Here is a 16,914-nt window from a genome sequence, read left to right on the forward strand (position 1 = left end):
TTTCCCACTCCTTCAGTTTCTAGAAGTTACTTCCAGTTGCTATATCCACCATCGTTTATCTGTGGTGGTGGATATAGATTTTTTATAGCACTCGTGCGAGACTGATGCAACATCACGGGGAGGGAATTTTGGAGTGGACGCGGTCAGTGGAACACCAGGACAAAAACCGGGACCTCGGGCCGGGCAGGCACTGTATGCCATCTCCGTGGCGGCAAAGCTGGCAGGGACCGGGCAGCAGAACATCAGGCTCTACGAGACAAAAGGGCTGATCCTCCCGGAGCGAACGGCCGGGGGCACGCGTCAGTACAGTGATGCCGATGTCGCTCTGCTCCTGCACATCGGCGAACTCCTGGACCAGGGGCTCAATCTTGCCGGCATCGCCAAAGTTTTGGAGCTCGAGGTAGCCAATGCCGAACTGCGTCGCGCCCTCGGACGGGCCAGGTCACGCCCGGACAGGTAACGGCCAGAGTCCCCGGCCAGTCAGGATCCGCGGCCGCCCGCCAGCCGGTAGGACTCCTCCAGCAGTTCTCCGAGTTCCTCAGTGCCGATGCGGGCCAGCCGGACCAGCACCAGCTGCGGCGAACGCTCATGGTGCGGGGTCCAGAAATACGTGTCGGGCTCCGTGCCCGCCAAGGCCTCCCGCTCGGTGGTCTTCACCGTCAGCACGCCGTCCTCCCATATGCGTGCCATCAGCGTCTTCGCGAACCAGGCGGGCTGGTCCCAGCTGCTGCGTTCGGTGACACCGGGCAGCGCCAGGCACATCCTCCGCACGTCGTCCTCGGTTGCCATCGCGGCTAGTCGCCTGGTGCGTCGGCCTTGGACAGTTCGCCCGTGATCCGTTCGCCGGGGATCCGGGCGGTCCGCCACGTATCCAGGGCGATGACGGCACCGAGAATCAGGAGCGAGAGCGTAATCGAGGCCAGCGCGTCGCTGAGCCAGTGGTAGCCGAGGTACAGGCGGCTCAGCGCGGCCAGGACAACGCCGATGCCCGCACCAACGAAGCCGAAGACGGCCGACCTCGGATTTTTCCGCCGCGAGAACACCAGGAAGGTGGTCACCAGCAGGAAGTCACAGGCACCCAGCACATGGCCGGACGGAAATGAGTAGGTGTGGTCGGCGCCAAACAGCATCAGTTCCACCGGCGGCCGCGAGCGCTGGACGATCGCCAGGATGATCTGCGATATCACGACGCCGGTGAGCATCGCGGCGGCGAGCACAATGGGCCGCCAGGCGTGCCTGGCCACGAACCCCCAGACCACCGTCACCACTAGCACGATGATGGGCAGGGCAACAGGGCCGAAGATCACCGCGAGGAAGATCATCACGGCCGTGAGGGTCTCGGACCGGAGCGAGAGCAGCCAGTCGCGGATGGACTCGTCGGGACCCCAGGGGCCGGTGCTGCTCTGCAGAACGCCCACCAGGGTGGCGATGAACAGCAAGGCGCCCACGCCAATGAGCACCACAGCCGTCCGGTACAGAGCCTTCCGCGCGGCCGGTTCCATAAAGCGTTCCTCCACCACGAACTTGTTATGGAAGGTCCGCCAAAGACTGGTCTTGCCTGCCTGCTCTGCCACTGTGTTTCCGTCCGTGCGCCGTTGAGGAGTGCCTAAGATGAAGATTATCCCTTCTGTCCGTTGTTGGCCCTTCTCTGCGCATGGTTGGCCCTGCCGCCTGGCATGTCAGCCGGCCGGGGTAGCCTGACTGAATGGGCGTGATGAATGAGCTGATCAACCGGCAGGGCGTGGAAACCCTGGCCCGGATTCTGGCTGAGGCCGCTCCCGGATCGGACTGGCCGCACGTCACCGCAGCCGCCGCACAGTTGGACGAGCTGAGCCTGCGCGGCCGGACGGACGTGGTGAGCAGTGCGCTGCTGGCGGACATGCGGCAGCTTCCGGAACCGGGATATCCGACGGCGGCGCGCATCTTCCGGAGCGCCCTCGCCGGCGCCGGTTTCACGGGGTGGATCCTCTGGCCGGTATCCGAGGCCGCCGTCACGCTGGCCCTCGAATCTGGCGCTGCACCTGACTTTGACGACTGCCTGGCCCTCCTGGCCGAACTGACCCCGAGGCTCACCGGCGAGTTCGCCATCCGCCGGCTGCTGGCCGCGGACCTGGAGCGTTCCCTCGAGATCATCCAGGGCTGGACCGCGCATCCGGACGAGCATGTCCGCCGCCTGGCCTCCGAGGGCACCCGCGCGTATCTCCCCTGGGCGGTGCGGGTTCCCGCCGTCGTGCTTCATCCGGAGGCGTCCCTCCCCGTTCTGGACGCCCTGTACCGGGACCCTTCGGAGTACGTGCGGCGCTCGGTGGCAAACCACCTCAACGACGTGGCGCGGCACGCGCCCGCTCTGGTGGTGGCAACGGCGGCTCGCTGGCTGGCCGCCCCGGACGCCAACACCGCATGGGTGGTCAGGCATGGCCTGCGGACCCTGATCAAGAAGGCCCACCCCGGTGCGCTCGCGCTGCAGGGGTTCACGCCGGCGTCGGTGGCTGTCACGGGGCCCACGCTGGACCGGAACTCGGTGGCCATACCGGGTGAACTGGCTTTCGACTTCGCGATCGCCAACACCGGGAACTACGATGCCAAGCTCGCCGTGGACTACGTGGTCCACTACGTCAAAGCCAACGGCACGCAATCGGCGAAGGTCTTCAAGATCGCGGCGCTCACCCTCGCCGCCGGTGAGACCCGCACCTTGTCGAAGCGTCATGCCTTCCGGCAGATGACCACCCGGGTGCACCACCCGGGGGTCCACGCCCTGGAGCTGCAGATCAACGGGATCCGGCACGGGCACACAGAGTTTGAGCTGCACGTCTGAGGTGGGAGGCACTGCGGGTACCTGTATCAACAGCCACTCCCACACATGCGGAATGTGCGGTTGGCTAATAAAGGAAGACCCGGGCTCCAGCCCCTGACGAAGTGATGAGGAAACGAAAATGCGAGCAACCATGATGTATGGCGCCGGCGACGTGCGCGTGGAGAACGTGCCCGATCCCGTCATCCAGAATCCGACCGACGCCATCGTGCGGATCGTCAATTCCTGTATCTGCGGCTCCGACCTGCACCCCTACCACGGCATGCCCTCGTCCAGGCAGGGCAGCCCCATGGGCCACGAGTTCATCGGCGTCGTCGAGGAAACGGGCAAGGACGTGTCCACCCTGAAGAAGGGGGACTTCGTCATCGCCCCGTTCGCCTGGTCCGACGGGACCTGCGTCTTTTGCCGCGAAGGCCTGCAGACGTCCTGCCGCCACGGCGGGTTCTGGGCCTCGAACGGAATCGGCGGCGCCCAGGCCGAGGCCGTCCGCGTCCCGTTCGCCGACGGCACGCTGGTCCAGGTCCCGGTTGGTGAGGACAGCGAGCTGCTGCCCTCGCTCCTGACCCTCTCCGACGTCTATGGCACCGGCTACCACGCCGCCATCAAGGCGGGCGTGAACGCCCGGACCACTGTCACGGTCATCGGTGACGGCGCCGTCGGGCTGATGGCGGTGCTGTCCGCCAAGCAGCTGGGTGCCGAGCAGATCATCCTGATGGGCCGGCACAAGGCCCGCACCGACCTGGGCCTTGAATACGGTGCCACCGACGTCGTCGCCGAGCGCGGTGAGGCCGGCATCGAGAAGGTACGCGAACTCAGCGGCGGCGACGGAACGCACACCGTCCTGGAGTGTGTGGGGCACCGCCCAGCGTACGACCAGGCACTCGGCGTGATCCGCCCCGGCGGCGTCATCAGCCGGGTGGGCGTGCCCCAGTACGAGGACGCTCCGATCGGCTTCGGCTCCATGTTCGGCCCGAACATCACGCTCACCGGCGGCCCGGCCCCTGTGCGCGCCTACATCGAGACGCTGCTGCCCGGCGTCCTGGACGGCACCGTGAACCCGGGCAAGGTGTTCGACCGCACTATCAGCCTGAACGAGGTCCCCGACGGCTACCGCGCCATGGATTCCCGCGAAGCCCTGAAGGTCCTGGTCCGTCCGTAGCGCCACCCCCGAAAGGAAACACACCATGACTACCTGGCTCATCACAGGCTGCTCCACCGGACTCGGCCGCGCACTCGCCCAGGCCGTGCTCGCCAACGGCCACAACGCCGTCGTCACCGCCCGCAACGTCACCACGGTCGAAGACATCGCAGCCGCCTACCCGGACATCGCCCTCCCCCTTCAGCTCGACGTCACCAACACCGCCGAGATCGGCGCTGTTGTCGAGCAGGCCAGGGCACGCTTCGGTAGCATCGACGTGCTGGTCAACAACGCCGGCTACGGTTACCGTGCCGCGGTTGAAGAAGCGGACGACGCCGACATCCGGCAATTGTTCGACACTAACTTTTTCGGCGCCGTCAGCATGATCAAAGCCGTTCTCCCCGGAATGCGCGCCAACAGGGCCGGGTCCATCCTGAACATCTCCTCCATCGGGGCGCGCATCTCACCGGCCGGATCCGGATACTACTCCGCCAGCAAGGCAGCCTTGGAGGGCCTGTCCGGCTCCCTCCACAAGGAACTGAAGCCACTCGGGATCAGCGTCACGGTCATCGAGCCCGGCGCGTTCCGCACCGACTTCGCCGGCCGCTCGCTGACCCAGTCAGCGACGCCGATCGGGGACTACGCGGAGACAGCCGGGAAGCGCCGCAAGGAAAATGACACGATGCACGGCACGCAACCGGGCGACCCTGCCAAGGCGGCGGAAGCCATCCTGGCGGTCGCCGAAAGCCCCAACCCGCCAGCCCTGATGGTGCTGGGCAACGACGCGTTTGACCTGTTCGCCGCCGTCGCGCAGGCCGAGCGCACCCAGCTGGACCAATGGCGGGACGTCAGCATCAGCACCGGCATCGGAGCAAACCAACGATGAGCACACAAAGGCAACCGAAAACCGCCACCGTCAAGGGACCCGCTGACTGGTTTACCGGCGACGTCTACTTCAACGCTTACTACTCCGGCCAGCAACCGTCCCGCGCCCGGCTGAATCTCGTGCGCTTCACCCCCGGCGCGCACACCGCCTGGCACAAGCACGCCATCGGGCAGACCCTGCACGTCACGGAAGGCATCGGGTACGTGCAATCGCGCGGGGAAGAGCTAATCGAGCTGCAGCCCGGCGATACCATCCACACGCCCGCGGGTGAGTGGCACTGGCACGGCGCGGCGGCAGACAACTTCATGTGCCACCTGGCACTGTGGGAAGCGCCCGTGGACAGCGACGAGCCCGAAACAGTCTGGGGTGCCAAGCTCACGGCCGACGAATACCCCTCGACGAAGTAGGAAACGACAGGCACGCGCAGTAGGGCCGCAGCGCGGCGTTACTGCGGGTGCTTGGCCGTTGGTGCTGGTTCGGCGAACTCGTCATCGTGCGTGGCAGCCCAGGAGGCCAAAAGCTGCAAGGCATCAGCCGTCGGGGAGCCCGCAGGTGCGGTGTACACGTTCAGCACCAGGCCCGGCTCGCTGGGCAGCTCCATGGACTGGTAGTTCAAGTCGAGGTCACCCACCACCGGGTGATGCAGCCGTTTGAGCCCGCTGCGATGGAAGACCACGTCCCGGGAAGCCCACCGGTCCCTGAACAGCTCGCTCTGCGTGGACAGCTCGCCGACCAGCCGGATCAGGTCGGGGTCGTGCGGGTGGCGGCCTGCTTCAAGCCGGAGCATCGCCGCGGCATCGTTGGCGATCTGATCGTAATCGCGCCAGAACTCCCGGGCCGCCGGGTCAAGGTACGTAAACCGGGTGGTGTTCACGGGCCGGTGCGCACTTTTGAACACAGGTGAGTAAAGGGCCCGCCCCATCCGGTTTGCGGCCAGGATGTCGTGGCGGCCGTTGCGGACCCACGCCGGCGCGTCAGCCATTGCATCGAGGACCTGCTGAACTTCAGGGCGGACAGTACCGGACGGCTTGCTCCGGCTCCTGCGAGCCGGCCCGGCGGCGCGGGCGAGGTCAAAAAGATGCTCCCGCTCGGCTTCGTCCAGCTTCAGCGTGCGTGCGAGGGCATCCAGCACGCTTTCGGACGCCCCGGCGAGGTTGCCACGTTCCAGGCGCACGTAGTAGTCCACGGACACACCGGCCAGCATCGCCACTTCCTCACGCCGCAGGCCGGCGACCCGCCGATTCCCGCCGTACGCAGGCAACCCGGCTTCCTCGGGCGAAATCCGCGCCCGCCTGGAACTTAGAAACTCCTTTATGTCCGCGCGCACGTCTCCCATACCCCTACGGTAGGCGCCAGCGGTCCCGGGCGGCAGGCACTGTCAGTACCTGCCTGCCCCACGCCCGGGGAATGCAAGTCCAAGGAATGCAATCCCAGGCAAGACAAGCCCAGGTAAGACAAGCCCAGCCACGACCAGGCCGCTACCGCTGGGTGGTTCCGCTGGCGGTGGCGCCCAGCATGGCGAGCTCGGCACGGCCGGGCAGGCCCTCCCAGTCGCCGGCGGTGCTGACGGCGAAGGCTCCCATAACGGCGCCGCGTTGCAGGCGGCCGGCAACATCCTCGCCGTCGAGCAGGGCAGAGAGGTAGCCGGCGGTGAAGGCGTCCCCCGCGCCCACGGTATCGATGCTTGTCACCGCGACGGCGGGCGCCTCGAACCGCCCGGAGGCAGTGTGGACGCCGGCGCCGGCGGCCCCCCGCTTGACCACGACTTCCCCAACCCCCTGCTCCAGCAACGAGGCAGCGAGCGCGGTTTCGGCGTCGTCGTACCCCAGGGAACCGGAGCCGCCCAAGCCGGCGGACGCAACCAGGTCCAGCTCGTCGTCGGACGCTATCAGGATGTCGGCGTGCCGCGCCATGGGGCCCAGCACGGCGCGGGCCTCGTCCCGGGTCCAGAGCCGGCTGCGGTAATTGACGTCGAGGGAGACCACCACTCCGTCGGCTGCGGCCCGCTCGGCAGCGTATTCAAACGCCGTCCGGGCTTCCGGGCTGAGCGCGGGGGTGATGCCGGTCAGGTGCAGCACGCGCGGGCCGGTACCGAAGGCACTGTCCACGTCGTCCCGGCTGACGGTGGAACCGGCCGAACCGGCGCGGTAGTAGAAGGCCCGGGTGACGTCCGCGGTCCGCTGTTCGAGGAACATCACGCCCGTGCTGCGGGAGGGATCCACCCGGCACTGCGTCCCGATGCCCTCGGAGCGGAGCTGCCGCAGGATGAATTCGCCGTGCGGATCGGCGCCAACTGCACCGGCCCACGTGACTGTGTGTCCTAGCCGCGCAACCCCCACGGCGACGTTCGATTCGGCACCGGCCACGTGCATGGCCAAGCTTCCGCCCGCGGACAGCGGCCCGGCGGACCGCAGCGACACCATGGATTCGCCGAAGGTCAGAAGGTCGACGGCGGCGCTCACCGCACGCCCGCGGCGGCGGTCACTGCGGCGGCCGCTGCGGCCGACCGGCGGGCAAAGGAGTCCGCCAGGTCCACAAACGCGCGGGCACGCCCCCGCATCGGGCCAAGGTCACCGCCGGAGCCGGCACCACCGAACAATGGACCGCCGAGCCCGACGGCGATCGCGCCGGCTTCCCAGTAACCCGCGGCCTCGTCCAGGCCCACGCCGCCCACCGCGATGAACGGGATCCCGGGGAAGGGATCGCGCAGCGCCTTGAGGTAGCCGGGGCCGCCGATGGAAGCGGGGAACAGCTTGATGGCGGTGGCCCCCCGGCTCATCGCTTCGTACGCCTCGCTGGGCGTCAGGGCGCCGGCCAGGACGGGGATTCCCTGCCGCGCCGATTCGTGGATGGATGCGGCCAGGGACGGCGTGACCATAAACTGGCCGCCGGCCTCGGCGACGTTGTCCACGTCCTGCCCGGTCAGCACGGTTCCGCCGCCGACGTAGCAGCCCGCCGGTGCGGCGGCGCGGACCTCGCGGATGGCATCCAGCGCCCCCGGCGTGGTCAGTGCGATCTCGACGAACCTGAACCCTTCCGCCATCGCGGCGAGGGCGGCCTGCGCCGCGGCCTTGCCGTCGGTGCCGCGCACGATTCCCACGAGCCGCGACTCCCGGATTCCGGCCAGCAGGCTTTCGGGCGTGATGTCCGTGCTGTCAGAAACGTCAGTGCTGTCAGTCATGTTGTTTACCATTCTGCAAATGCTCCGTCCGAGTGGCGCCAGACCGGCCCGCGCCAGGCGTGGCCGCGCTTGTCCGCCGCGCGGACCACGGCCTCGTCGATTTCAATGCCGAGGCCGGGACCGGTCAGCCGTTCAATGTGGCCGTCCACGAACTTCAGCGGGGACTTGTCCACCACGTAGTCCAGGACTTCGGCACCCTTGTTGTAGTGGATTCCGATGCTCTGTTCCTGGATCAGGAAGTTGGGCGTCGCGAAGCCCACCTGCAGGCACGCTGCCAGGGCGAGCGGCCCCAGCGGGCAGTGCGGGGCCAGTTGGACGTCGTAGATTTCAGCCAGCGAGGCGATTTTGCGGACCTCGGTGATGCCGCCGGCGTGCGAGAGGTCCGGCTGGGCCACGGCGATGCCGGCCTGCAGGGCGGGCAGGAATTCCTGCCGGCTGTAGAGCCGCTCACCGGTGGAAACCGGCGTCGTGGTTGAAGAGGTGAATTCGCGCAGCAGGTGCGTGTTTTCCGGAACCACCGGTTCTTCGAGGAAGAACGGCCGGTACGGTTCCAGCAGCGGCGCCACCCGGCGGGCGTTGGCCAGGCTGAAGCGGCCATGGAAGTCCACCGCGACGTCGCGGTGGTCCCCCAGCACTTCGCGGGCCGCGGCAACACGGCGGACGACGCCGTCGATCTCGGCCACCGAGGCGACGGGGCTCATCCGGCCGCTGGCATTCATCTTGACGGCGGTCAGGCCCACTTCCAGCTGGGCGCTGATCTGGTCCGCCACCTCGTTCGGCTCGTCCCCGCCCACCCAGCCGTACATCCGGATCCTGTCGCGGACGTGGCCGCCCAGGAGCTGGTGTACGGGGGTGTTGAAGTGCTTGCCCGCGATGTCCCAGAGTGCCTGGTCCAGTCCCGAGACGGCACTGGCCAGGATGGGTCCGCCGCGGTAGAAGGAGCCCTTGGTCATGACCTGCCAGTGGTCTTCGATCCGGAGGGCGTCGTTGCCGATCAGCAGCTCCGAGAGCTGGCCGACGGCGGTGCGGACCGTTTCGCTGCGCCCCTCGCAGGTTGCCTCGCCCCAGCCGACAATCCCGCTCTCGGTCTCGATCCGGACAAACAGCCACCGCGGCGCAACGAGGAAGGTTTCAATTCTGCTGATGAGTGTCATGCCGGACCTAGCCCTTGGTAGCTCCGGCGGTCATGCCGGAGACGATGTACTTCTGCGTGAAGAGCGCAATGATCATGATGGGGATGGTCACCACGGTGGCGGCCGCCATGAGTCCGCCCCAGTCGATGCTGGCGTAGGAGACGAAGTCGAAGATGGCCACAGGCAGCGTCTTGGTCTTGGACCCGGAGAGCACCAGGGCGAACATGAAGTTGTTCCAGGAAAAGATGAAGGACAGGATGCCTGCGGTGGCCATGCCGGCCACGGACAGCGGCAGCGTGATGCGCTGGAACGCGCCGATGGGGGTGAGTCCGTCCACCTGCGCCGATTCCTCCAGTTCCAGCGGGAGCGAATCGAAGTAGCTCATCATGATGTAGACGATCAGCGGCAGGGCAACGAACATGTGGCTGAGGATCAGTACCTCGAACCCGCCCACCATTTTCAGGTTGGAGAACACGTAGTACCAGGGCACCAGCAGGGAAACACCCGGGATGACGCGGGCCATCAGGACCACCAGGGCTGAGCGGTGCATGGTGAACCGGCTCATGGCGTACGCGGCCGGGACGCCCAGCACCAGCGAGAGGGCCGTGGAGACAAAGGCCACCCAGAAGCTGTTGAAGATGAAGACGAAGTAGTTGTTGCGCTGCAGCACGTTTGCGTAGTTCTCGAACGTGGGGCTGAAGATGAACGATTTAGCGGTGTCGTAGATGTCCACGTTGGTCTTCAGCGAGGCCAGCAGCATCCAGAACAGCGGTGCCACCAGGAACAGCACCACGGCGATCAGGGCGGCGACGCGGAAGACCTTGTAGGCGCGGGTGCCGAGGGGCTTCTTCGGGCGGCGGACCGGCCGGGGCTGCCTGGCGGACGTTTGGGTTTCGATGTTTTCGTTCAGGACGGTCATTTGCTTACCGCTTTCTTGCGCATGGTCAGCAGCCACATGGAGCCGATGATGATCATGAAGAACAGGATCAGCACCGCGGAGGACAGCCCGTACTGGTTGTAGTCGAAGCTCAGGCCGTAGGCGTACACGTTCAGGGTCTCCACCTCGTGGAAGGACCCGCCGCCCTTGCCCTTGGTGGCGTACAGGATGTCGAAGGTCTTCAGGGCGTCGATGCCCCGGAGCAGGATGGCCACGATCACGGTGGGCATCATCAGGGGCAGCGTGATGAAGAAGAAACGCTGGAACGCGTTGGCTCCGTCCATGCGTGCCGCTTCGTCGGGCTCCTCGGAGAGGGAGGTCAGGCCGGCGAGCAGGATCAGGACCACCATGGGGGTCCACTGCCACACGTCCATGAAGATGGTGGTGCCGAGCGCGGTGTCCTGGCCGGAGAGCCAGGGCTGGGCGGGGATGCCCACAGCGGCGAGCAGCTGGTTCGCGAACCCGATGTTGGGGTCGAAGATCAGCCGCCACATCATGCCGACGGCTACCGGGGTTGCCACGAGCGGCAGCAGGATGGCCACGCGGACCCACTTTTCGCCGCGGAAGGGCCGCCACAGCAGCAGGGCGATGCCCATGCCGAGCGCCACTTCGCACACCAGGGCAATGCCGGTGAAGGTGAGTGTGCGGCCCACAGCGGGCCAGAAGCGTTCGACGTCGGACAGGACCGTCAGGTAGTTTTCCAGGCCGATGAATTCGGTGGCTGCCCGGACGGAGCCCTGCGAATCGGTGAGGCTCAGGTACAGCGTCCAGGCCAGCGGAAAGATGATCAGGACGCCGACGAAGGCCATCGCCGGGGCTGCGAAGAGCCATTTGCGGTGCCGGTTGGCCCAGTCAGAGAATTTTTCGCGGGCACCGGGAGCACGGCCTGTGTTCCGGGCTGCGCTGCGGGGAGGAGTCATTACAGACATGGTTCACCTAAGGAGTTGGGGGGTGAAGAATGGCCGGGGCGGGACGGCAGCGTCACTGCCGTCCCGCCGGGGCTGTTGCGTGCACCGGGCCTCATTGGCTGAGGCCCCGTGCACCGCGTGCGTTACTTCTTTTCGCTGTCCAGGAACTTCTGGAAGGCCACGTGGGCCGAGTCTGCTGCGGCGGAAGCGTCGGCGCCGGTGATGCTGGCGACGATCGGCTCGCCCACGATTTCGCGGGCCTTGCCAACGGTGACTACCTCGGGACGGTCGTGGCCCACACCGTTTTTGGCGCTGGCGGCAATGGCTTCGGCCAGGTCCTTCGGGTAGGTGGAGGTTCCCGCGGAGTCAGCCCAGACGGAGGCGCGGGGTCCGGGGACGCCGGCCTTCTGTGCGGCCAGGGTGCGTTCCTTGCTCGTGGCCCACTGGATGAACTTCCAGCCGTTGTCCTGGTTGCCCGAGGCCTCGTTCACTGCCAGGCCCCAGGACGGGATGTTGTACGGCTTGGAGCCAGCGGGACCGGCCGGCAGGGCGGCGAACCCGACAGTCTCGGCCACCTTGGACTTGGCCGGATCGGTGGCGTTCTTGTAGAGCGAGTCTGCCTCGGTATAGAAGGCGGCCTTGCCCTGTGTGAAGATTGCCATCGCCTCGGGCCAGCTCATATCCGTGCTGACGTTGGCGGGGCCGTAGTTCTTGATCAGGCCGCCGTAGTACGCGTAGGCCTCTTTGGCAGCGTCCGAGTTGACGGTGGACTTGCCGCTGGAATCGGTGAAGTCGCCGCCGAAGCTGTAGAGGAAGCTGGAGAACTGGGTGACGGCGGCGGACTTGCCGGTGCGGGCCACAAAGCCGGCCGTGTCCGGGTTGGATTCCTTGATGGCCTTGGCGGCCGCTTCAAGCTCCTGCATGGTCTTGGGGACCTCAAGACCGGCGGCCTTCAGCAGGTCCTTGCGGTAGTAGAGGACTTCGCGCTCGGTGATGATGGGGACGCCCACAACCTTGCCGTCAGCTGTGGTGGCCTTGACCGGGCCCTCCTGGTAGTCCTTCCAGTCCCAGCCGGAATCCGAGGAGACCTTGTTGGTCAGGTCCGCGAGGTAGCCGTTCTTCGCGAACGCCCTGCCTTCCTGGAGCGGGCGGTACATCATCACGTCGATCTCGTCGCTGCCTGCGTTGAGCTTGACGTTGTACTGGTCCGAGAGCTGGTCTTCGCCGAGCTGGGTCAGTTCCACCTTGAGCCCGGAGGACTTCTCAAATTCCGGGATGGCGGCCTTGATGCCTTCGGTCCAGACGTGGTTTGCGAGAGTTACCCGGACGATGCCGGATTCCTTGGCGTCGCTGCTGCCGCTGCCGCCGCCGCAGGCGGTGAGCCCCATGGAAAGTGCCGCGGCGACTGCCGCGTACTTCATTACTGAACGTCGCTTCATGACGACTCCCTTGCTTCGAGGCTGACGTCACTGTCCAGCCATCTACAAATGCATCTTTACATCTGCTCTGGAAGAGAGCATAGGTAAATAAGGCAGACTTAAACAACCCCTTTCGGCGACCAGTATGATTTATCTATGAAAACCCCAAAGGCGGAGTCCCCTACAGACCGGCATACTGCGTTGGTCCAGAGTTTGGGACTCGCGATCGCCGAGGGGTCCCTGGCTCCGAACTCGGTGGTGCGGCTGGATGAGCTGGAGGCGCAGCACAAGGTATCCCGCTCGGTTGTCCGGGAAGCGGCCCGGGTTCTGTCATCCAAGGGCATGCTCGCATCCCGCAGGCGGTTCGGCACCGTGGTGCAGCCCGAAGAGGCCTGGAACCTTTACGATCCCCAGGTGATCCGCTGGCGGCTGGCCTCGTCCCGCCGGCTGGAGCAGCTGCAGGCACTCAACGAGCTCCGTGGCGCGATCGAACCGCAGGCCGCCCGGCTCGCCGCCGAACGGGCGTCCTGGGATGCCGGCAGCGATCTGGTCTCCCTCGCAGCGCGGCTCTGGGCGGCCGGCCAGCGCGGCGAACAAGAGGAATTCCTCCGGCTGGACGTGGAGTTCCATGCCGCCGTGCTCAACGCATCAGGCAACGCCATGTTTGCCCAGCTCCAGAACCTTGTGGCCGAGGTCCTCACCGGCCGGACCGAACACGGCCTGATGCCGGACCTCCCGCATCACGAAGCGCTGCAGCTGCACGTTGACGTGGCCAGCGCCATCCAGCGCGGTGAGGCCGGCGCCGCGCATGCCGCCATGAGCAGGATCGTGGAACAGTTCGCTGAAGAGGTGGGCCATATCTGGTCCGAGCACCACCAGGGCGTGACGCCGGATGCGTCCCCGCGGCACACAACCCCGCAGCACACAACAGAGGCCGACGGCGCCCCCCAATTGCCGCCGTCGGCCTCCCCTTCCCTCGCGGACGGCTAGAACGAACCCGTAGTGAACTGCCACGTCTTCGTGGCCAACTGATTGCCTGCGAGGTCGCGGATGGACGTCCCGCCGCCGGTCACGGTCACCGTGTATTTCGTCTTCGCTGCCAGGGTGTTCTGCGGGTCCAGGATCCACTGATTGGTGGTTCCGTTGCGGAAGACGGCGGCCGGGACCACAGCCCCGGTGGCGGCGTTCTTCACCGTGAACGTGGCGGCGCCGACGCCCTGGACCGGCTCGCTGAAGGTCACCGACAGGTTGTTGTTCCGCCGGACCAGGACGGAGTTGCTGCCCGGCGTGAACCCCGTGACCGTGGGCGCGGGGCCGGTGGTGAACGTCCAGCTCGTGCTGGCCAAGGGCGTGCCTGCGGTGTCGCGGATGGCGGTGGCGCCGCCCACCAGCGTGGCAGTGAAAGTGACATCCGCGGCCAGGTTGGCGGACGGATCGAGGGTGGCAGTTTTGGTTGTGGCGTTGTAGCTGACCGTTGCCGGGATGGCGGTGCCGGCGGCGTTCCGGAGCACAAATGTTCCGGCACCAACACCCTGGACAGCCTTGCTGAACGTGGCCGTCACGTTGCCGGCAACGGGCACCGCCGTCGACTGCGGTGCGGGTGATTTGGCCGTAACGGTGGGGGCAGGCGCCACGGGAGCCGGTGCGGGCGCAGGTGCCGGAGCCGCCGCGGCGGCGTACAGCAGGCGGTTCGGCGTTCCGGTTCCGATGCCCGTGATGGCTCCGGCTGTGGCGTTCGAGGTCAACGACGCAGCGACCTGGGCCGGTGTGAGCGCCGGGTTCTGGGACAGCAACACGGCCGCGGCGCCGGCCGTGTGGGGCGCTGCCATGGAGGTGCCGGACATGGACGCGGTTGCGGTGGCCGAGCTGTACGAGGCGGACATAATGCCGACGCCGGGTGCATACAGATCCACGCAGGAACCGAAGTTGGAGAAGGAGGCCTGACGGTCGGCGGAATCGCTGGCTGCCACCGTGACCGCTGCGGCGAGCCGCGCCGGCGAGCTCCCGCAGGCGTCCGCGGCAGAGTTGCCGGCGGCAACCACGGCAGTAACGCCGTCGTTAATGACACCCTGGAGCGCCGAATCCACGGCCGTGCTGGCCACTCCGCCCAGGCTCATGTTCACCACAGCGGGAGTTCCCGCGGCGTGGTTGGCGGCGATCCAGTCCAGGCCGGCAACGACGTCGGAGTTGAAGCCGGAGCCGGAGCAGTCCAGCACCCGGACGGGGACAATCGTCGCCGCCTTGGCCACGCCGTAGGTGGTCCCGGCCACCGTTCCGGCCACGTGGGTGCCGTGGCCGTTGCAGTCGCCGGATCCGCGGCCATCGGCCACTGCTGTCCAGCCTGCTGCCACGCGGCCGGCAAACTCTGAGTGGGAGGCGAGCACGCCGGTGTCCACCACGTACGCGTTGACTCCGGCGCCGGCGGCGGTCCAGGTGTAGGAACCGGAGAGCGGCAGGGGACGCTGGTCCACGCGGTCCAACCCCCACGGTGCCGGCTGCTGCGTCGCGGAGAGTGTGATGGGCGCATCCACCTCAACCGAGGCGACGCCCGCCGAGCGGGACAATGCCGCGGCTTGCGCCGGCGTCGCCGTGACCACGGCGCCGCGCAGGGCGTGCGAAAAGGAGCGTCCGACGCCGAGGCCCTGGGACTTGAGTCGCGCCGCCTCGGCCGGGACGTCCGTTCCGGCGGCGTAGCGGACCAGGTAGCGGACGCTTGCGTCGTTGCCGGAAGGGGCAAGGGGCGGTGCAACGGCGGAGGCGGGCAGGCCAGAGGCGGTCAGTGCCACCGCAGATATCACCATGGCGGCAGCGGTCAGCACAAAACGGTGGGTGCGCATGGCGGGGTCCTAGTGTGACGTTCTGGATTGATGCTGGCGGCAACAAATCCCCGCCTATCACCAGATTAGAAGCCCGCCACGCGCCGCGGCCGGGAATTGAGCCGATCTTGCGCCAACCCTTCGGCGCCGGCGGAAATCTTGAGGGACCGCCCTCCTCAGTGGCCTGCTTTCGGGTTCAGCCTTCCGCGATTCAGTCTTCCGTGGGCGTCGTCCTGTTGGAGTGGTAGGTCCGCCAACTGTGTTCAGGCTCGAAGCCCAACAGGCGCCGGGCCTTGTCGATGGACAGCATGGTCTCGTGTTCGCCCAGTTCCTTGGTCACCGTGACGTTGGGGAACACCTCCGCGGCCAGGCTGGCGCTCGAACGGGTCATGACGGTGTCCGCGTTCGCGATGATGAATGCCTGGAATCCGGGCTGGCCGTTTTCCAGCGCACGCGCCACAGCCTGCGCGCCGTCGCGCCCGTCGATGTAGCCCCAGAGGTTCCACTTGCGAAGCGTGGCGTCGGAATCGAACGATGGGAACCGTTCGTAGTCCTCAACGTCCATAACGTTGGAGAACCGCAGGCCCGTGATGCTTAGCTCAGGGTCCCAGCGCGTCAGCTGGATCGCCATCTGCTCCTCAAGGTGCTTCACGAGGGAGTACGTGCTTTCCGGCCGGGCGGGGTATTCCTCGTCCACCGGGATGTAGGGAGGGTCGACGTCGAACGGCAGTCCCAGCACCGTCTCGCTCGAGGCGTACACCACCTTCTTGATGCCGGCACGCCGGCACGCCTGGAAGACGTTGTACGTGGACAGCATGTTGTTCTCGAACGTGGCCGCGTCCGGCATGAGACCCGGTGCGGGTACGGCTCCCAAGTGGACAACGGCGTCGAACCCGGTGAGCCTGCTGTCAAGGCTGAAAAGCACATCCAGGACCTGCCCGTAGTTGCGCAGGTCCACGATGGCAAGCCCCGGGCTCCGTTCCCCAGTCCTGTCCAGGTTCATCACCTGGTGGCCCTCCTCGGTGAGCCTGCGGACCACGTGCCGTCCCAGTTTTCCGCTTCCGCCGGTCACTGCAATTCTCATGGGGACACCCGGGCGGCGAGGAACTTTTCGACGGCGGCAATGGCACGTGTGGTGATGGCGCCAGGGTCACCGCTGCCGTCCACCGAAACCACCATGCCCCGGCCGGCGTAGACCGCCACGACTTCGTGGGTTTCGCGGTGGTAGAGGTCCAGCCGGCGCCGGAACACCTCGATGGTGTCGTCCTTCCTACCCTGTTCCTTGGCCCGCTGCAGCATCCGTTGCTCGAGTTCGGAATCGGGGGCGCGGAGTTCCACCACGGCGTCGAGACGGTGGCCCTGCGAAGCCAGTATGTTGTCCAGCTCCATGATCTGGGGAGCTGTGCGGGGGTACCCGTCCAGCAGGAAACCGGGCTGCAGATCGGCGTCGAGGAGCCGGTCCTTGACCAGGGCGTTGGTGAGATGGTCCGGCACAAAAGCACCGTCGTCGAGATACTTGGCGGCCTCTACGCCCAGCGGCGTCTCGTGGCTGACGTTGATCCGGAAGATTTCGCCCGTGGATACGGTAGGAATGCGGAAGTGCTTGGCGATCTGCACCGCTTGGGTGCCTTTCCCTGAGCCCGGCGGCCCGATGATGAGCAGTCTGGTCATTTTCCTGTCCCTCC

The 16,914-nt window shown here is 66.7% G+C and carries 18 protein-coding genes; 6 read left to right on the forward strand and 12 right to left on the reverse strand.

Annotated features, from left to right (window positions below; genetic code table 11):
• The first annotated feature begins 205 nt into the window (after positions 1–205).
• Positions 206–460, forward strand: coding sequence for a MerR family transcriptional regulator (locus tag ACX80V_RS15525; protein WP_485843899.1), 255 nt, complete (start codon positions 206–208; stop codon positions 458–460).
• 20 nt (positions 461–480) lie between these two features.
• Here ACX80V_RS15525 and ACX80V_RS15530 read toward each other — a convergent pair whose 3' ends face one another.
• On the reverse strand, positions 481–789 hold the full coding sequence (locus ACX80V_RS15530) for an MmcQ/YjbR family DNA-binding protein (RefSeq protein ID WP_485843900.1): 309 nt from the start codon (positions 787–789) through the stop codon (positions 481–483).
• A 5-nt stretch (positions 790–794) separates the two neighbouring features.
• On the reverse strand, positions 795–1,574 hold the full coding sequence (locus ACX80V_RS15535; protein ID WP_485843901.1) for a phosphatase PAP2 family protein: 780 nt from the start codon (positions 1,572–1,574) through the stop codon (positions 795–797).
• Between the two features lie 131 nt (positions 1,575–1,705).
• Between ACX80V_RS15535 and ACX80V_RS15540 the strand changes: the two genes are divergently transcribed.
• The 4 genes from ACX80V_RS15540 to ACX80V_RS15555 all read left to right on the forward strand — a co-directional run bounded on the left by ACX80V_RS15540 (position 1,706) and on the right by ACX80V_RS15555 (position 5,243).
• Positions 1,706–2,815, forward strand: a complete 1,110-nt coding sequence (locus ACX80V_RS15540; RefSeq protein WP_485843902.1) for a DNA alkylation repair protein — start codon at positions 1,706–1,708, stop codon at positions 2,813–2,815.
• 118 nt (positions 2,816–2,933) lie between these two features.
• On the forward strand, positions 2,934–3,971 hold the full coding sequence (locus ACX80V_RS15545; RefSeq protein WP_485843903.1) for a zinc-dependent alcohol dehydrogenase family protein: 1,038 nt from the start codon (positions 2,934–2,936) through the stop codon (positions 3,969–3,971).
• Positions 3,972–3,996: 25 nt separating this feature from the next.
• The gene (locus ACX80V_RS15550) at positions 3,997–4,836 is read left to right on the forward strand and encodes an oxidoreductase (RefSeq protein ID WP_485843904.1); all 840 of its coding nucleotides are present in this window, start codon (positions 3,997–3,999) and stop codon (positions 4,834–4,836) included.
• Positions 4,833–5,243, forward strand: a complete 411-nt coding sequence (locus tag ACX80V_RS15555) for a (R)-mandelonitrile lyase (protein ID WP_485843905.1) — start codon at positions 4,833–4,835, stop codon at positions 5,241–5,243. Before ACX80V_RS15550 ends, ACX80V_RS15555 begins: the two co-directional genes overlap by 4 nt.
• A 38-nt stretch (positions 5,244–5,281) precedes the next feature.
• Here ACX80V_RS15555 and ACX80V_RS15560 read toward each other — a convergent pair whose 3' ends face one another.
• From ACX80V_RS15560 to ACX80V_RS15590, 7 genes are all read right to left on the reverse strand, one after another.
• Positions 5,282–6,172, reverse strand: a complete 891-nt coding sequence (locus ACX80V_RS15560) for a helix-turn-helix transcriptional regulator (RefSeq protein WP_485843906.1) — start codon at positions 6,170–6,172, stop codon at positions 5,282–5,284.
• Positions 6,173–6,314: 142 nt separating this feature from the next.
• Entirely contained in the window at positions 6,315–7,298 is a 984-nt protein-coding gene (locus tag ACX80V_RS15565) for a sugar kinase (RefSeq protein ID WP_485843907.1), read from the reverse strand.
• The gene (locus ACX80V_RS15570) at positions 7,295–8,017 is read right to left on the reverse strand and encodes a bifunctional 4-hydroxy-2-oxoglutarate aldolase/2-dehydro-3-deoxy-phosphogluconate aldolase (RefSeq protein ID WP_485843908.1); all 723 of its coding nucleotides are present in this window, start codon (positions 8,015–8,017) and stop codon (positions 7,295–7,297) included. The genes ACX80V_RS15565 and ACX80V_RS15570 overlap by 4 nt, the downstream gene beginning before the upstream one ends.
• Positions 8,018–8,022: 5 nt before the next feature.
• Positions 8,023–9,171 carry a galactonate dehydratase gene (gene dgoD / locus ACX80V_RS15575; protein ID WP_058931277.1) on the reverse strand — a complete coding sequence of 383 codons (1,149 nt, stop codon included), beginning with the start codon at positions 9,169–9,171 and terminating at the stop codon, positions 8,023–8,025.
• A gap of 7 nt (positions 9,172–9,178) precedes the next feature.
• Positions 9,179–10,069 (reverse strand): carbohydrate ABC transporter permease, encoded by an 891-nt coding sequence (locus ACX80V_RS15580; protein WP_485843909.1) that lies wholly within the window; start codon positions 10,067–10,069, stop codon positions 9,179–9,181.
• Positions 10,066–11,007, reverse strand: coding sequence for a carbohydrate ABC transporter permease (locus tag ACX80V_RS15585; RefSeq protein WP_485843910.1), 942 nt, complete (start codon positions 11,005–11,007; stop codon positions 10,066–10,068). The genes ACX80V_RS15580 and ACX80V_RS15585 overlap by 4 nt, the downstream gene beginning before the upstream one ends.
• A gap of 131 nt (positions 11,008–11,138) precedes the next feature.
• Positions 11,139–12,434, reverse strand: coding sequence for an ABC transporter substrate-binding protein (locus tag ACX80V_RS15590; RefSeq protein WP_485843911.1), 1,296 nt, complete (start codon positions 12,432–12,434; stop codon positions 11,139–11,141).
• Between the two features lie 135 nt (positions 12,435–12,569).
• On the opposite strand from ACX80V_RS15590, the gene ACX80V_RS15595 reads away from it, so the two are divergent.
• Entirely contained in the window at positions 12,570–13,403 is an 834-nt protein-coding gene (locus ACX80V_RS15595; RefSeq protein ID WP_485843912.1) for a FadR/GntR family transcriptional regulator, read from the forward strand.
• Here the strand turns inward: ACX80V_RS15595 and ACX80V_RS15600 are convergent.
• The 3 genes from ACX80V_RS15600 to ACX80V_RS15610 form a co-directional block, all read right to left on the reverse strand.
• Complete coding sequence (locus ACX80V_RS15600; RefSeq protein WP_485843913.1) at positions 13,400–15,250, reverse strand: S8 family serine peptidase; 1,851 nt, start codon at positions 15,248–15,250, stop codon at positions 13,400–13,402. The genes ACX80V_RS15595 and ACX80V_RS15600 overlap by 4 nt on opposite strands.
• Positions 15,251–15,440: 190 nt before the next feature.
• Positions 15,441–16,313 (reverse strand): NAD-dependent epimerase/dehydratase family protein, encoded by an 873-nt coding sequence (locus tag ACX80V_RS15605; protein WP_485843914.1) that lies wholly within the window; start codon positions 16,311–16,313, stop codon positions 15,441–15,443.
• On the reverse strand, positions 16,310–16,900 hold the full coding sequence (locus ACX80V_RS15610) for an adenylate kinase (protein WP_485843915.1): 591 nt from the start codon (positions 16,898–16,900) through the stop codon (positions 16,310–16,312). Before ACX80V_RS15610 ends, ACX80V_RS15605 begins: the two co-directional genes overlap by 4 nt.
• Positions 16,901–16,914 lie beyond the last annotated feature (14 nt).

This window comes from Pseudarthrobacter arbutini (genome assembly GCF_054510915.1).

What these genes read in the sequence shown, in the direction of transcription:
- ACX80V_RS15530 (WP_485843900.1), bottom strand. Translation starts at nt 789, where the DNA reads ATGGCAACCGAGGACGACGTGCGGAGGATGTGCCTGGCGCTGCCCGGT.
- ACX80V_RS15540 (WP_485843902.1), top strand. Translation starts at nt 1,706, where the DNA reads ATGGGCGTGATGAATGAGCTGATCAACCGGCAGGGCGTGGAAACCCTG.
- ACX80V_RS15545 (WP_485843903.1), top strand. Translation starts at nt 2,934, where the DNA reads ATGCGAGCAACCATGATGTATGGCGCCGGCGACGTGCGCGTGGAGAAC.
- ACX80V_RS15550 (WP_485843904.1), top strand. Translation starts at nt 3,997, where the DNA reads ATGACTACCTGGCTCATCACAGGCTGCTCCACCGGACTCGGCCGCGCA.
- ACX80V_RS15555 (WP_485843905.1), top strand. Translation starts at nt 4,833, where the DNA reads ATGAGCACACAAAGGCAACCGAAAACCGCCACCGTCAAGGGACCCGCT.
- ACX80V_RS15560 (WP_485843906.1), bottom strand. Translation starts at nt 6,172, where the DNA reads ATGGGAGACGTGCGCGCGGACATAAAGGAGTTTCTAAGTTCCAGGCGG.
- ACX80V_RS15570 (WP_485843908.1), bottom strand. Translation starts at nt 8,017, where the DNA reads ATGACTGACAGCACTGACGTTTCTGACAGCACGGACATCACGCCCGAA.
- dgoD (WP_058931277.1), bottom strand. Translation starts at nt 9,171, where the DNA reads ATGACACTCATCAGCAGAATTGAAACCTTCCTCGTTGCGCCGCGGTGG.
- ACX80V_RS15580 (WP_485843909.1), bottom strand. Translation starts at nt 10,069, where the DNA reads ATGACCGTCCTGAACGAAAACATCGAAACCCAAACGTCCGCCAGGCAG.
- ACX80V_RS15585 (WP_485843910.1), bottom strand. Translation starts at nt 11,007, where the DNA reads ATGACTCCTCCCCGCAGCGCAGCCCGGAACACAGGCCGTGCTCCCGGT.
- ACX80V_RS15590 (WP_485843911.1), bottom strand. Translation starts at nt 12,434, where the DNA reads ATGAAGCGACGTTCAGTAATGAAGTACGCGGCAGTCGCCGCGGCACTT.
- ACX80V_RS15595 (WP_485843912.1), top strand. Translation starts at nt 12,570, where the DNA reads ATGAAAACCCCAAAGGCGGAGTCCCCTACAGACCGGCATACTGCGTTG.
- ACX80V_RS15600 (WP_485843913.1), bottom strand. Translation starts at nt 15,250, where the DNA reads ATGCGCACCCACCGTTTTGTGCTGACCGCTGCCGCCATGGTGATATCT.
- ACX80V_RS15605 (WP_485843914.1), bottom strand. Translation starts at nt 16,313, where the DNA reads ATGAGAATTGCAGTGACCGGCGGAAGCGGAAAACTGGGACGGCACGTG.
- ACX80V_RS15610 (WP_485843915.1), bottom strand. Translation starts at nt 16,900, where the DNA reads ATGACCAGACTGCTCATCATCGGGCCGCCGGGCTCAGGGAAAGGCACC.